The organism is Janthinobacterium fluminis (assembly GCF_028595325.1).
GTDB classification, from domain to species: Bacteria; Pseudomonadota; Gammaproteobacteria; order Burkholderiales; family Burkholderiaceae_D; genus Janthinobacterium; species Janthinobacterium fluminis.
On record NZ_JAQQXR010000014.1, the window covers coordinates 54,367 to 67,494 of the forward strand.

Here is a 13,128-nt window from a genome sequence, read left to right on the forward strand (position 1 = left end):
GCTTCTCTATACCAAACTTACCAGGTAAGGAGAAGCAAATGTTGAAGAAGATTCAAGGCATTTATACGGCGCCCCGCCCCCACTGGGTTGGCAACGGCTTTCCGGTACGTTCGCTATTCAGCTACAGCAGCCTCGGTGCGCAGTTAAGCCCTTTCCTGCTGCTGGATTACGCTGGGCCGGTACGTTTCGAACCATCCGAGCAGCGTCGTGGCGTTGGCGTGCATCCGCATCGTGGCTTTGAGACAGTCACGATTGTTTATGACGGCGAAGTCGAACATCGCGATTCGACCGGTTCAGGCGGTGTGATCGGCCCTGGCGACGTGCAATGGATGACGGCAGCTTCCGGCATCCTGCATGAGGAGTTTCATTCTGAAGAGTTCACCCGGCGTGGCGGCCAGCTGGAGATGGTGCAGCTTTGGGTCAATCTGCCCGCGAGCGACAAAATGAGCCGGCCAGGTTACCAGTCGTTGCTGGATGCGCAGATCCCCAGCATCCCTTTGTCCGACGGAGCGGGGCGGGTGCGAGTGATCGCGGGCGAATTCGATGGCCACAAGGGACCAGCCAGTACGCACACGCCCATCAATGTGTGGGACATTCGGCTTGAACAAGGTGGCCGCACCAGCCTTCGCCTGCCCGTTGGGCACACCGCTGCGCTGGTGGTGCTGCATGGCGTAGTGCAGGTCAATGCTCAGGTGCTGCACCAGGCACAAATGGCGCATCTGGACCGAAGCGGCGATGAATTGGAGCTCACGGCTGATACCGATGCCGTGCTGCTGTTTCTTGGCGGCGAAGCGATTGATGAACCTATCGCCGGACACGGGCCTTTTGTGATGAACACACAGGCCGAAATTAGCCAGGCTTTCGAAGATCTCGAAAGTGGCCGATTCGGGCGTATTGCCGCCTGACTAACTTTGCTAGTTCAAAACCAGGAGAATGAGATGTCACTGACTCAAAACATTGCCAACTTTAACGGCTCCCGTCCCGTCATCGACCCCGATGATGCGGTGATGCTGTTGATCGATCATCAAAGCGGCCTGTTCCAGACCGTTAACGACATGCCCATGCCGAAGTTGCGCGCGCACGCTGCCGCATTGGCGAAGATGGCCACGCTGGCAAAAATGCCGGTCATCACTACCGCGTCAGTGCCGCAAGGACCGAACGGTCCTCTGATTCCGGAGATTCACGAGAACGCGCCGCATGCCACATATGTAGCGCGCAAAGGCGAGATCAATGCTTGGGACAACCATGACTTCGTCGAAGCGGTCAAAGCTACCGGCCGCAATACGCTAATTATCGCCGGCACGATTACCAGTGTTTGCATGGCTTTCCCGGCCATCAGCGCGGCGCATGCAGGCTACAAAGTCTTTGCAGTGGTAGATGCGTCGGGAACATATTCGAAGATGGCGCAGGAGATCACCTTGGCTCGCGTGGTGCAGGCAGGTGTTGTGCCGATGGATACCGCAGCGGTGGCGTCCGAGATCCAGCGCACTTGGCACCGCGATGACGCGCTGCAATGGGCTGAGGTTTATACCCAAATATTCCCTGAGTATGCGCTCCTGATTGAGAGCTATGGCAAAGCTCAGGATGTAGCGAGGAACAGCGAGATTCTTGATTCGCAGCGCGTCTGAGTGCTGCCGGCCGCCGGCCCGCTGCCGGCAAATGGAGATTGAGATGAATAAAAAGCCATACGTCCGACTGGACAAGGACAATGCGGCAGTCCTGTTGGTCGACCATCAGGCAGGATTGCTTTCACTGGTTCGCGATATCGATCTGGACAAGTTCAAGAACAATGTGCTGGCACTGGCGGACCTTGCGAAATACTTCAAGCTGCCGACGATCCTCACCACAAGCTTTGAGGATGGTCCTAATGGTCCGCTCGTACCGGAACTGAAACAGATATTCCCGGATGCGCCATTCATTCCGCGTCCAGGCCAGATCAACGCATGGGATAACGAGGACTTCGCGGCGGCCGTCAAGGCCACCGGCAAGAAGCAGCTGATTATCGCAGGCGTGGTCACCGAGGTTTGTGTGGCGTTTCCCGCGCTATCGGCCCTGGCAGAAGGGTACGAAGTCTTTGTCATTACCGACGCCTCGGGCACATTCAACGAAGTCACGCGCCATTCGGCCTGGAGCCGCATGACCGAAGCGGGCGCGCAGCTGATGACTTGGTTCGGTGCGGCCTGCGAACTGCACCGCGACTGGCGTAATGACGTCGAGGGTCTGGGAACGCTGTTCTCCAACCATATTCCCGACTACCGCAATCTGATCACCGCATACACCACGGTGAAAGGTGCCCGCTAAGTAACAAGAGGGAGGCCGCGTCCTCCCTGTTCTTCATCCTGCCCCCAGGAGCGCTCCATCGGCGCCGTAAAAAATATTCCCTGGTCGGGGAATATTTTTCATATAGGGGCGCAAAAAAGGGCTACGCGCCGAAGCGGGTAGCCCTGATCTGTATTGCTAAATTCTTGGTAGGCCGTGCGGGATTCGAACCTGCGACCAACGGATTAAAAGTCCGCTGCTCTACCAGCTGAGCTAACGACCCAAGGTGAAACGGTGCTACTTGGAAGGAAAAAGGGCCGCACGCTAGTAGCATGCAACCCTTGTTCTTCACAACTTTATTCGTGGTAGGCCGTGCGGGATTCGAACCTGCGACCAACGGATTAAAAGTCCGCTGCTCTACCAGCTGAGCTAACGACCCGAAAAAGCTAAAACAACAACAGTAAATCTTCGCAGTAAAAAAATGGTTACAAACCGAAGTCTGCAACCAGGTTTCTTGTACTGCCGTATTCGTGGTAGGCCGTGCGGGATTCGAACCTGCGACCAACGGATTAAAAGTCCGCTGCTCTACCAGCTGAGCTAACGACCCGAAGAAGAAAGATTATAGGGGCAGGCCGGCATCCTGTCAAATGCCGCGCCGCACTTTTTCCGCCGCCTTACTTTTTCGGCAGGCGTTCCTTGGCCGTTTGCGCCGCGCTGGAGTCCGGGTAGTGCGCCACCAGCGCGTCCAGGGTTTTCTTCGCGTTGGCCTTGTCTTTGAGCTCGGTGTAGCAACTGGCGATGTTGAGCATCGCGTCGGCCGCCTTCGGGCTGTCCGGGTAAGCCTTGACGACCACTTGCTGGGCCGCGATCGCGCTCTTGCAGTCGCGCATGGCGTAGTGGGCGTTGCCCAGCCAGTATTGGGCGTTGGCCGCGTAGCCCGATTCCGGGTAGCGCTTGACGAAGGCGTCCAGCGCGCCGGCCGCCGCCTTGTAGTCGCCCGCCTTGAACTGTTGCAGCGCGGCGTCGTAGGCGCCCTGCTCGGCGACGCCGACGGCCGCGTCCTTGCCGTCGATGGTGACCTGGCGCGGCTCCAGCTTGCGCAGGCGGGCGTCGAGGTCGACGTAGAAGTCTTTCTGGCGCTTTTGCGTGTTCGACAGCTCGTTGGCCAGCACTTCGACCTGGCCGCGCAGCCGGGCGATTTCCTGCATCGTCTGTTCGTGCTGGTTCAGCAGGTCCAGGGTGCTGGTCTTGTCGGACTTGCCGTCGATGCGGGCGTTCAGCTCGCGCGTGATGCCGTCGACCTTGGCGCGCAGGTCGAGGATGGCTTTGCGCGCCTCGTCGTCGTCGAGCAGGCCGGCGCCGGCGTGCAGCGGCAGGTAGGCAAACGCCGCCATCACGGCCGCGGCGATGCCGGCTTTGGAGAGTGTCATCATGTTCGGTATGCTTTCAAGAGCGGTTGTGCAAACGGGGCGGGACGCAGTGTGTGCTGCGCGCCGCCCCGTTATTATGCCCGTGACCGGGCCGCCTGGTAATTAATAAACGATGTCTGCGCGGCGGTTTTCAGCCCACGCTGCTTCGTTGCTGCCGCTGGCTTTTGGTTTTTCCTTGCCCAGCGAGACGGCTTCCATCTGGCTCTCGGCCACGCCCAGCGCGCCCAGCGACTTGCGCACGGCTTCGGCGCGTTTCTGGCCCAGGGCCAGGTTGTACTCGGCGCCGCCGCGTTCATCCGTGTTGCCTTGGATCAGAATCTTGCGCGACTTGTTTTTGTTCAGGTACTGGGAGTGGTTGCCGACGACGCCTTGTTCCGCTTCGCGCACGACATAGCTGTCGAAGTCGAAGTAGACGCTGCGCTTGGCCAGCACGCCTTGCGGGTCGTTCAGCGGGTCGACCGAAGCCGTTTCCACCGGGGCGACGTTGCGGCTGTTGTCCACCGGCGCGACGGTTTTTTCCGGTGCGCGCTCGACGACTGGGGTTTCCGCCAGTTTGACTGGGGTGGAGCAAGCCGACAGGGCTGCTGCTGCGGCGACGATCAGGGCTAAACTTTTGTAATTGCTCATATATTTCTCCTGTTGGTGGTAAAGACTACTACTTCATGAAAGGACCCCAGGTGGGCTCCTTGATATTGCCCGCTTGCGTGGTCAAGCGTTGCTTCACACGGCCGTCGACCGATACCACCGCGAGCGACTTGCGGCGCCCCGATTCAGTCGCGTACATGATGTATTTCCCGTTCGGCGAGAAGCTCGGCGACTCGTCGCTGGCGGTGTCGGACAGGCGCGTTTCCTGGCCGCTGGCCAGGTCGAGCGCGTACAGCTGGAAGTTGCCGTCGCGGCGGGAAATGAAGGCCAGCGTGTTGCCGTCGGAGGCGATGCGCGGGCTGATGTTGTAGCTGCCGCCGAAGGTGACGCGTTTGGCCTCGCCGCCGCCTACGCTCATGCGGTAGATCTGCGGGCCGCCGCTGCGGTCGCTGGTGAAGTAGATGCTGGCGCCGTCGGCGGAAAATTGCGGTTCCGTGTCGATGCCGTTGCTGTTGGACAGGCGGCGCAGGCCGCCGCCGTCGGCGTTGACGATGTAGACCTGGGTGTGGCCGTCCTTCGACAGGGCCACCGCCAGGCGGCTGCCGTCCGGGCTCCACGACGGCGCCGAGTTGCTGCCTTTTTCGTTGGCGACGATGGTGCGCTCGCGGGTGACGAGGTTTTGCACGTAGACGACGGGCTTTTTCTTTTCGAACGAGACGTAGGCGACCTTGGTGCCGTCCGGCGCCCACGAGGGCGAGATGATTGGTTCGTTCGAGCGCAGCGCCACCTGGATGCCTTCGCCGTCGGCGTCGGCCACTTCGAGCCGGTATTCGCGGCCGGACTGGGTGACGTAGGCGATGCGGGTGGCGAAGGCGCCGCGGATGCCGGTCAGCTTCTGGTAGATGTCGTCGGCGATCTTGTGCGCCGACAGGCGCGTGAACTGCGGCTGCGCCGCCAGGCCCAGCGCCGACAGCTGGCCCGACTTGATGGTGTCGAGCAGCTTGTAGCGCACGTCGTAGCGGCCGTCGGCCAGGCGCTGCACGCTGCCGACGACGAGGGCGTCGGCGCCGCGCGATTTCCACTGGCCGTAGTTGATGTCGCTCGTTTCCGACAGCGTGGCGCCGGCGTCGATGACCTTGAAGGCGCCGCTGCGTTCCAGGTCGGCGCGGATGATGGCCGAGATCTGCGCCGGCGCGACGGATTCGTCGGCGAAGGCGGCGATGGCGATGGGGATCTGGTTGCTGCCGACCCCGGAAATTTCCACTTTCAGCTGGGCCTGGGCGGCGCCCGCGCCGATCAGCAGGCCGGTGCAGACGATCCAATGGTTGAGTTTTTTCATGTTAGGCATCAAGGCAAGTCTTTCATGTTGAATCCGGCGTCAAGCACGCGCTCGACCGTGCCGTCTTTCTTTTTCGGCAGGGGCGACGATTTGGTGATGGCATTCTCGACCGCGCTGTCGTAGGCGGGAATGCCGCTGCTTTGGATCTTCCTGACCGAGATGATTTCCCCGGTCGGCAATTGCTCGATCTTGAACACCGCGCGCGGATTGCCGGCCACGTCGGTGCTGCCGCTATAGGCGATGTTGCTCTTGATCTTGGCCGTGATGGCCGCCGCGTAGCCGCTGTCCATGCGCGGCGCCGTCGACTTGGCCGCCGTGCCGCTGCCGCCCGAGCCGACGGCGCCGGTGATGCGCTTCATCTCCAGCCGGCGGGCGTCGTCGGCCGCCTTCTGTTCGGCGGCGGCGCGCTTGGCCTTGGCCTGCTTGTCGGCCTGTTGCTTGTCGGCCTGTTGCTTGTCGGCCAGCTCTTTCTTCTCGGCCGCTTCCTGCTCGGCCAGCGCTTTCGCCTTGGCCTTGTCCTTGGCCTGTTTGGCGGCCTTGTCGGCCTTTTCCTGCTCCTCGAGCTTGCGCTGTTCCTTCAGGCGGGCTTGCTCGGCCAGTTTTTCCTTCTCGGCCTTGAGCTTTTCCTTGCGCTTTTCCAGGGCGATGTCGGGCGCCTGCGGCGCCGGCGGCGCTTCGACGGGCTCGGCCGCCGGCGGCTTGGGCGGCGCCGGCTCCGGCCGCGGCTCCGGCGCGGCGGAGGGCGGCGGCGCCAGCGGCGCGGCGGCCTGGGTCTGCAAGTCCCAGACCTCGGCCTCGACGGCGACCGGCTCCGTGCTTTGCCAGTTCACGCCTATCCACAGGAACAGCAGCAGGCCGGCGTGCATCCCGCCCGCCAGCGCCAGCGAGGGCCAGCGGCGCGTGTCGCGCGGCACCCGGTAGGGGGCGTCGGCAGGATGGGCGGTTGTCTTCGTCTGCAAGATGGGCGTCTTCTTATTTGGTGGCCAGGCCGACCCGGTTGATGCCGATTTTCTTCGCCTGCGAAATCAGCTGGATCACGTCGTCGTACTTGCTTTCCTTGTCGCCGGCTATCATGACGGGGAACTCGGGGTGTTCTTCATGCAGCACGCGCAGCTTGCGCATCAGCGCGTCGCGGTTCGGCGCCGTCTCCGGCGCCAGCTGGTCCTTGCCGTTGACGCCGATCGACAGCGCGCCGTTCGGCTTGAGCACGATCTGGATGTAGTCGTCCGGCGGGCGGGCCGATTTTTCCGCGTTCGGCAGGTCGACGACGCTGGGGGTGTTCGACGAGGGCATGACCATGAAGATGATCAGCAGCACCAGCATCACGTCGATGTAGGGGACGACGTTGATCTCGGACTTGAACTTGCGGCCGCGGCCGCCGCGCATGCTGCTGGAAAATGAGGATGCCATCTGCCTGTCTCCCGGTTAGCGCGATTGCCGCTGCAAGATGTTGGAGAATTCCTCGACGAAGCTTTCGAAGCGGATCGCCAGGCGGTCGATGTCGTGCGAGAAGCGGTTGTAGGCGACGACGGCGGGAATGGCGGCGAACAGGCCGATGGCGGTGGCGATCAGGGCCTCGGCGATGCCGGGCGCGACGGCCGCCAGCGTCGCCTGCTGGACGTTGGCCAGGCCGCGGAAGGCGTTCATGATGCCCCAGACGGTGCCGAGCAGGCCGATGTAGGGCGAGACGGAGCCGACCGAGGCGAGGAAGGCCAGGTGGGCTTCGAGCACGTCCATTTCGCGCTGGAAGGCGGCGCGCATGGCGCGGCGCGCGCCGTCGAGCACGGCGCCGACGTCGAGGGCTTCGCGGCTGCCGTAGGATGCCTTGCCCTTGATGAATTCGCCCATGCCGGCATCGAAGATGCGCGCCAGCGCGCCGCTGTCGGCGCGGTTGCCGTTGGCCGTCTGGTGCAGCGCGTGCAGGTTGCCGCCGGCCCAGAAGCTGCGCTCGAACTCGACCGTCTGGCGGCGCGCCGCGCGCACCGCGAACATCTTGCGGAAGATGTAGGTCCAACTGGTCAGCGAAATGCCCAGCAGCAGGGCCATGATCAGTTGCACGATCAGGTGGGCGTTCGTGATCAGCGCGAGGAAGGACAGGTCTTGTGTGACGTTCATGGGCGGGCTTCGGTTGGTAAATTCGTAAGGTGGGCGGCGGCGCGGCGCGCTCAGCCGGCCAGCATCTTCGCGGCCACGGCGGGCGGCACCACGCGCGGGCGCAGGGCCGCGTCGACGCAGGCGACCTTGACGCGGGCCGAGTTGAGCAGGCGCTCGCCGCACCAGGCTTGCTGGATGAAGATGATGGAGGCGTGGCCCAGTTTTTCTATTGTCAGCGTCAATTGTAGTACGTCATCGAGCTTGGCCGGCGCGTGGTAGTCGGCGCTGATGCTGGCGACGACGAACATCGCGTCCTCGTCCTGCAGCAGGGCGTGCTGGCCGACGCCGATCGCGCGCAGCCACTCGGTGCGGGCGCGCTCGAAAAATTTCAGGTAGTTGGCGTAGTACACGATACCGCCGGCGTCCGTGTCTTCATAGTAGACGCGGGCGTTCCAGGTGAAAACTGAAGGCATGTCTGATTTGCCATTAGTGAGATTGAGCAACATTTTACGCGATTTTGCCCGCGCTTGGGGCGTGGCAGCTCGCGCGCCGGGCGCGGGCGCACCTGCTGGCGCGCGCGGCAACAGTAAAGCCGACACCGGGTAAAACGCAAAGCGCTGTAACAAACGCTTACGTTTTGCCCGTTTACGGGAAACCTTACACCCGTTTGATGGCGAACGGCGAAAAACCCTGGCAGGTCGGCATCAATTCGATGTGGTTGACGTTGATGTGGGGCGGCAGCGTGGCGATCCAGTAGGCGGTGTCGGCGATGTCCTGGGCCGTCAGCGGCACGGTGCCCTCGTAGACCTTGGCGGCGGCCGCGTCGTCGCCCTTCATGCGCACGTTGGAGAACTCGGTGCCGCCGCACAGGCCGGGCGCGAGGTTGGTGGCGCGCACGCCGCTGCCGGCCAGGTCGGCGCGCAGGTTCAGCGTGAACTGCTCGACGAAGGCCTTGGTGGCGCCGTAGACGTTGCCGCCGGGATAGGGGTAGTGGCCGGCGATCGAGCCGAGGTTGATGATGAGGCCGGCGCCGCGCGCCACCATGGCCGGCAGCAGCGCCCGCGTCATCGTCACCAGGCCCGTGCAATTGGTGGCGATCATGGTTTCCCAGTCGTCCAGCGCGGCGTCCTGGGCCGGGCCGGTGCCCAGGGCCAGGCCGGCGTTGTTGATCAGCACGTCGATCTGCGCCCAGTCGGCCGGCAGCGCGGCCAGCGCCGCGTGGATGGCCGCCTTGTCGCTGACGTCGAAGGCCAGCGGCAGGGCGGTCGCGCCCAGCTCGTCGGCCAGCGCCCGCAGGCGCTCGGCGCGGCGGCCGCTGAGGATGACGCGGTGGCCGCCCCGGACGAAGGTGCGCGCCATGGCGGCGCCGAAGCCGGCGCTGGCGCCCGTGATGAAGACGATCATGTGGATTTCCTTGTGCATTGAGTGGGAGCTGGCAAAATTGTAGCCGAAACGGCGGCGCCGCCGCCGTGGCGCCCGGCCGGATTGCCATGCCGACAAGACGGCTTGCATCGGCGCTATCGCTTTCCTTGCCCAAAACAAGTACTTACCTTACAATTTGGCTTCCATTACGTCTCACGTGACTGGCGAAAAGTCGGAATGACGGCCACAGAGTGGCGGTCGCTTCATCGGCGAAAGGTGGACATCCACCGGGAAACGTGAGATTTCATTCGCCGTTCGCCTGGGCAGCCCACGATGGAATTGCACGAAGAGGCTGCCTTTCCGTTTACACGGCTTCCCTCATTCGATCCAAAACTGGCAGTACAGTCATTCTTATCGATTGGAGTTTTTACATGTTCGCAAAAGATCACACCCTCGCCAATGTCGACCCTGAATTGTGGGCCGTTATCCAGAAAGAAAACGTCCGCCAGCACGACCACATCGAGCTGATCGCCTCGGAAAACTACACGTCGCCGGCCGTGATGGAAGCGCAGGGCTCGCAACTGACGAATAAGTACGCCGAAGGCTATCCGGGCAAGCGCTACTACGGCGGTTGCGAATTCGTCGACGTCGCCGAGCAACTGGCGATCGACCGCGTCAAGCAGCTGTTCGGCGCCGAATGCGCGAACGTGCAGCCGAACTCCGGCTCGCAGGCGAACCAGGGCGTGTTCTTCGCCATGTTGAAGCCGGGCGACCTGATCATGGGCATGTCGCTGGCCGAAGGCGGCCACCTGACCCACGGCATGCCGCTGAACATGTCCGGCAAGTGGTTCGACGTCGTCTCCTACGGCTTGACGGCGGAAGAGGACATCGATTACGTGGCGATGGAGCGCCTGGCCCACGAGCGCAAGCCGAAGCTGATCATCGCCGGCGCGTCGGCGTTCTCGAAAAAGATCGACTTCGCCCGTTTCGCCAAGGTCGCCAAGGACGTCGGCGCCTATTTCATGGTCGACATGGCCCACTACGCCGGCCTGATCGCCGCCGGCCTGTACCCGAACCCGGTGCCGCACGCCGACTTCGTCACGTCGACGACGCACAAATCGCTGCGCGGCCCGCGCGGCGGCATCATCCTGATGAAGGCCGAGCACGAGAAGGCCATCAATTCGGCGATCTTCCCCGGCATCCAGGGCGGCCCGCTGATGCACGTGATCGCCGGCAAGGCCGTCGCGTTCAAGGAGGCGCTGAGCCCGGAATTCGTCGCTTACCAGACGCAAGTGGTGAAAAACGCCGACGCGCTGGCCAAGGCGCTGATCGCCCGCGGCCTGCGCATCGTCTCCGGCGGCACCGAGTCGCACGTGATGCTGGTTGACCTGCGCGCCAAGAACCTGACCGGCAAGGAAGCCGAGGCGATCCTGGGGGCGGCCCATATCACCTGCAACAAGAACGGCATCCCGAACGATCCGCAAAAACCGTTCGTGACCTCGGGCATCCGCCTGGGCAGCCCGGCGATGACGACGCGCGGCTTCAACGAGGCGGATGCGACCCAGGTGGGCAACCTGATCGCCGACGTGCTCGACAATCCGCACGACGCGGCCACGATCGAACGCGTCAAGGCCGCCGTCAAGGTGCTGGCCGACGCGCATCCGGTCTATGCCTGATCTGCGTCATTAAGCATTGCGGGCGCGCGCCGGCTGACCGGCGCGCGCCCGCCTTCCATTTGTTGAAACAAGTTTGTTCACGCGTCACCGGCCCACATGAAATGTCCCTTCTGTCATCACGACGATACCCAGGTTCTCGATACGCGCGTATCCGAGGAGGGCGACGCCATCCGCCGCCGCCGCCGTTGCACCAAATGCGACAAGCGCTTCACGACCTACGAGCGGATTGAACTTGTGATGCCGGTTGTCGTCAAAAAGAATGGCAGCCGGACGGAATACGCTGCGGCTAAGTTGCGCGGCAGCTTGATGCTGGCCTTGCGCAAGCGTCCCGTTGCGGCCGCCTCCGTGGACACGGCCATCGCGACGATCGAGGAAAAGTTGCTGACGAGCGGGCAGCGCGAAGTCGACTCCGGCTTCATCGGCGGCTTGGTGATGCAGGAGCTGAAGGCGCTCGACAAGGTCGCCTATATCCGTTTTGCATCCGTATACAAGAATTTCGAAGACCTGGCCGAGTTCCAGGATGCGATCGCCGAAGTGGGCCAGGAGCGCAAGCCGCGCAAGCCATAAGGTCGCCGCAAGAAACGGCCGGTGGCTAGCCGGGGCGGGCTAGCCGAGGCGGCTAGCCGGGGCGGAACATAGCGCTCCCGTCCGGCTTCGTTGTGGGTTACCGGCATTTTTTCCGCAATACATTTGTTCCTCTTTGCAATCCCCCTCGTCAACTTTCCTCCAATCATTTCACCTGCCGCGCCCGCTGATCGATCCGCGCTTGAGCATTCTCACGTCCGTGGCCGCGTGCGCTGCTAATTTGTAGGTGCGCACACGGCGCGTTTCGGCCAGTCAGCCAAGCGGAGGCGGTCATGCATCCCTGCAAAAGCCCGGGCTTCACCCTCATTGAAGTGCTGGTCGCGGTGCTGGTTCTCGCACTCGGCCTGGTCGGCGGCACGGCGCTGCAACTGACGGCGCTGCGCACGCGGCACCAATCGGCCTTGCTGTCGGGCGCCGTGCAACTGGCCGCCGGCATGGCCGACAAAATGCGCGCCAACAGCGTCCAGATGAGCAGGCCCGACGCCGACAATCCCTATCTGAACCTGCGCTACGATGTCGCCGCCGACGCCGAGCCGGCGCCCCCGGCGCAACTGTGTTTCGCCGCGCAGCCGTGCGACAGTGCCCAGCTGGCGGGCGCCGATATCTACGAATTGAAGCAGCAATTGCGCAAGACGCTGCCGGGCGGGCGCCTGGTGATTTGCCGCGACACCAAGGGCTTGGGTTGGGACTGCGACAGCGCCCCCGGCGCGCCCATCGTCATCAAGCTGGGATGGCGCGGCAAGAATCCCGACGGCACGCCGCTGCGGCTCGACCCTTTGCAGGATACGCCCGGCGTCACCGTGGCGCTGGCGGGCGGAACAATATGAAACCGTCCGCCGCCTTGACGCTGGCGCGCGCCCGGGGATTCGGCGCGGCCGAGCTGCTGGTGGCGCTCGCGCTGGGGCTGGTGGTGGCGCTGGCCGGCAGCGCCTTGCTGCTGGCGTCGAATGCCAGTTACCTGAGCCAGACCGAGGCGGCGCGGCTGGACGACAACGCCCGCTATGCGCTGGACCTGATCGGCAGGGCGGTGCGCCAGACCGCCTTCGTCGATCTCGACAGCGACGACGCGCCGGTCGGCGCCCGGCCCGAAGACAGCGCCAGCGTCGGCGGCCTCGACGCGCGCAGCGTCAACCGCAGCAGCTTCGGCATCGAGGCGCCGGCGGCGGCCGTCAACGGCAGCGACGTGCTGGCGCTGCGCTACTTCGGCGCCGGCTCGGGCAGCGGCGGCGATGGCAGCGTCATCAACTGTGCCGGTTTCGGCGTCGGCGCGGCGCACTCGGAGGCCGAGCGCGGCTGGAGCATTTTCTACGTCGCCCGCGACGCCACCGGCGAGGCCGAACTGCGCTGCAAGTACCGTGGTGAAAGCAGCTGGGGGGCCGACGCGATCGTGCGCGGCGTCGACACCTTTCAGGTGCTGTACGGGCTCGACACCGACGAACCGCCGGACGGCGTCGCCAACGCCTACCTGAACGCCAGCGCCATCGACGGCCTGGACGGGGCGCTGCCGCTGACCGGCGCCGACGCCGCCGCGCGGGCGCGCGAGAAAAATGCGAAGACGTGCTGGAAGCGGGTGGTCAGCGTGCGCGTCGCGCTGCTGTTGCACGGCGAGCGCGCGACGCAGCCGCCGGGCGGGCCGGCGCAGTTCGACCTGTTCGGCAAAGCCTACAGCGACGCGCATGGCGGCGACGACGCGGGCGCGCGCATCGACGCGGGCCGCCTGCCGGCGGCGCTGCGGGGCCGGGCCAGGCGCGCGCTCGTGACGACTATCCTGCTGCGCAACCGGCCCGCCTAGGTGGCG

At 63.9% G+C, this 13,128-nt stretch carries 15 protein-coding genes, 3 tRNA genes and 1 riboswitch; of the genes, 7 read left to right on the forward strand and 11 right to left on the reverse strand.

Annotation, left to right across the window (positions count from 1 at the left end):
• Nucleotides 1-41: 41 nt before the first annotated feature.
• The 3 genes from OIK44_RS23465 to ycaC are packed head-to-tail and all read left to right on the forward strand — an operon-like array spanning nt 42 to nt 2,301.
• On the forward strand, nt 42-905 hold the full coding sequence (locus tag OIK44_RS23465; protein ID WP_273674442.1) for a pirin family protein: 864 nt from the start codon (nt 42-44) through the stop codon (nt 903-905).
• A gap of 33 nt (nt 906-938) precedes the next feature.
• Nucleotides 939-1,628 carry an isochorismatase family protein gene (locus tag OIK44_RS23470; RefSeq protein ID WP_273674399.1) on the forward strand — a complete coding sequence of 230 codons (690 nt, stop codon included), beginning with the start codon at nt 939-941 and terminating at the stop codon, nt 1,626-1,628.
• Between the two features lie 43 nt (nt 1,629-1,671).
• On the forward strand, nt 1,672-2,301 hold the full coding sequence (gene ycaC, locus OIK44_RS23475; protein ID WP_273674400.1) for an isochorismate family cysteine hydrolase YcaC: 630 nt from the start codon (nt 1,672-1,674) through the stop codon (nt 2,299-2,301).
• Between the two features lie 165 nt (nt 2,302-2,466).
• On the opposite strand, the gene OIK44_RS23480 is transcribed toward ycaC, so the two are convergent.
• The 11 genes from OIK44_RS23480 to OIK44_RS23530 all read right to left on the reverse strand — a co-directional run bounded on the left by OIK44_RS23480 (nt 2,467) and on the right by OIK44_RS23530 (nt 9,111).
• A tRNA-Lys gene (locus OIK44_RS23480) sits at nt 2,467-2,542 on the reverse strand.
• 80 nt (nt 2,543-2,622) lie between these two features.
• A tRNA-Lys gene (locus OIK44_RS23485) sits at nt 2,623-2,698 on the reverse strand.
• 92 nt (nt 2,699-2,790) lie between these two features.
• Nucleotides 2,791-2,866: transfer RNA gene (locus tag OIK44_RS23490), tRNA-Lys, on the reverse strand.
• A gap of 67 nt (nt 2,867-2,933) precedes the next feature.
• Nucleotides 2,934-3,692 carry a tol-pal system protein YbgF gene (ybgF, locus tag OIK44_RS23495; RefSeq protein WP_273674402.1) on the reverse strand — a complete coding sequence of 253 codons (759 nt, stop codon included), beginning with the start codon at nt 3,690-3,692 and terminating at the stop codon, nt 2,934-2,936.
• A 99-nt stretch (nt 3,693-3,791) separates the two neighbouring features.
• The gene (gene pal / locus OIK44_RS23500) at nt 3,792-4,316 is read right to left on the reverse strand and encodes a peptidoglycan-associated lipoprotein Pal (RefSeq protein ID WP_273674404.1); all 525 of its coding nucleotides are present in this window, start codon (nt 4,314-4,316) and stop codon (nt 3,792-3,794) included.
• A 28-nt stretch (nt 4,317-4,344) separates the two neighbouring features.
• Nucleotides 4,345-5,622: a Tol-Pal system beta propeller repeat protein TolB gene (tolB, locus tag OIK44_RS23505; RefSeq protein ID WP_273674406.1), complete on the reverse strand. Its 1,278-nt coding sequence runs from the start codon at nt 5,620-5,622 to the stop codon at nt 4,345-4,347.
• Nucleotides 5,622-6,572: a cell envelope integrity protein TolA gene (gene tolA / locus OIK44_RS23510; protein WP_273674407.1), complete on the reverse strand. Its 951-nt coding sequence runs from the start codon at nt 6,570-6,572 to the stop codon at nt 5,622-5,624. Before tolA ends, tolB begins: the two co-directional genes overlap by 1 nt.
• 13 nt (nt 6,573-6,585) lie before the next feature.
• Nucleotides 6,586-7,023 carry an ExbD/TolR family protein gene (locus OIK44_RS23515; protein WP_273674408.1) on the reverse strand — a complete coding sequence of 146 codons (438 nt, stop codon included), beginning with the start codon at nt 7,021-7,023 and terminating at the stop codon, nt 6,586-6,588.
• Between the two features lie 15 nt (nt 7,024-7,038).
• On the reverse strand, nt 7,039-7,728 hold the full coding sequence (gene tolQ, locus OIK44_RS23520; protein WP_273674410.1) for a protein TolQ: 690 nt from the start codon (nt 7,726-7,728) through the stop codon (nt 7,039-7,041).
• Between the two features lie 50 nt (nt 7,729-7,778).
• On the reverse strand, nt 7,779-8,180 hold the full coding sequence (ybgC, locus tag OIK44_RS23525; RefSeq protein ID WP_273674411.1) for a tol-pal system-associated acyl-CoA thioesterase: 402 nt from the start codon (nt 8,178-8,180) through the stop codon (nt 7,779-7,781).
• A 184-nt stretch (nt 8,181-8,364) separates the two neighbouring features.
• A complete protein-coding gene (locus OIK44_RS23530; protein ID WP_273674412.1) occupies nt 8,365-9,111 on the reverse strand; it encodes an SDR family NAD(P)-dependent oxidoreductase in 747 nt (248 codons plus the stop codon).
• Between the two features lie 165 nt (nt 9,112-9,276).
• A riboswitch (ZMP/ZTP riboswitch) is annotated at nt 9,277-9,401 on the forward strand.
• 99 nt (nt 9,402-9,500) lie between these two features.
• On the opposite strand from OIK44_RS23530, the gene glyA reads away from it, so the two are divergent.
• From glyA to OIK44_RS23550, 4 genes are all read left to right on the forward strand, one after another.
• Nucleotides 9,501-10,745, forward strand: coding sequence for a serine hydroxymethyltransferase (glyA, locus tag OIK44_RS23535; RefSeq protein ID WP_273674413.1), 1,245 nt, complete (start codon nt 9,501-9,503; stop codon nt 10,743-10,745).
• 96 nt (nt 10,746-10,841) lie between these two features.
• Nucleotides 10,842-11,312, forward strand: a complete 471-nt coding sequence (gene nrdR / locus OIK44_RS23540; protein ID WP_273674415.1) for a transcriptional regulator NrdR — start codon at nt 10,842-10,844, stop codon at nt 11,310-11,312.
• A gap of 290 nt (nt 11,313-11,602) precedes the next feature.
• The gene (gene pilV, locus OIK44_RS23545) at nt 11,603-12,157 is read left to right on the forward strand and encodes a type IV pilus modification protein PilV (protein ID WP_273674417.1); all 555 of its coding nucleotides are present in this window, start codon (nt 11,603-11,605) and stop codon (nt 12,155-12,157) included.
• Complete coding sequence (locus OIK44_RS23550) at nt 12,154-13,122, forward strand: PilW family protein (RefSeq protein WP_273674419.1); 969 nt, start codon at nt 12,154-12,156, stop codon at nt 13,120-13,122. Before pilV ends, OIK44_RS23550 begins: the two co-directional genes overlap by 4 nt.
• Nucleotides 13,123-13,128: the final 6 nt, after the last annotated feature.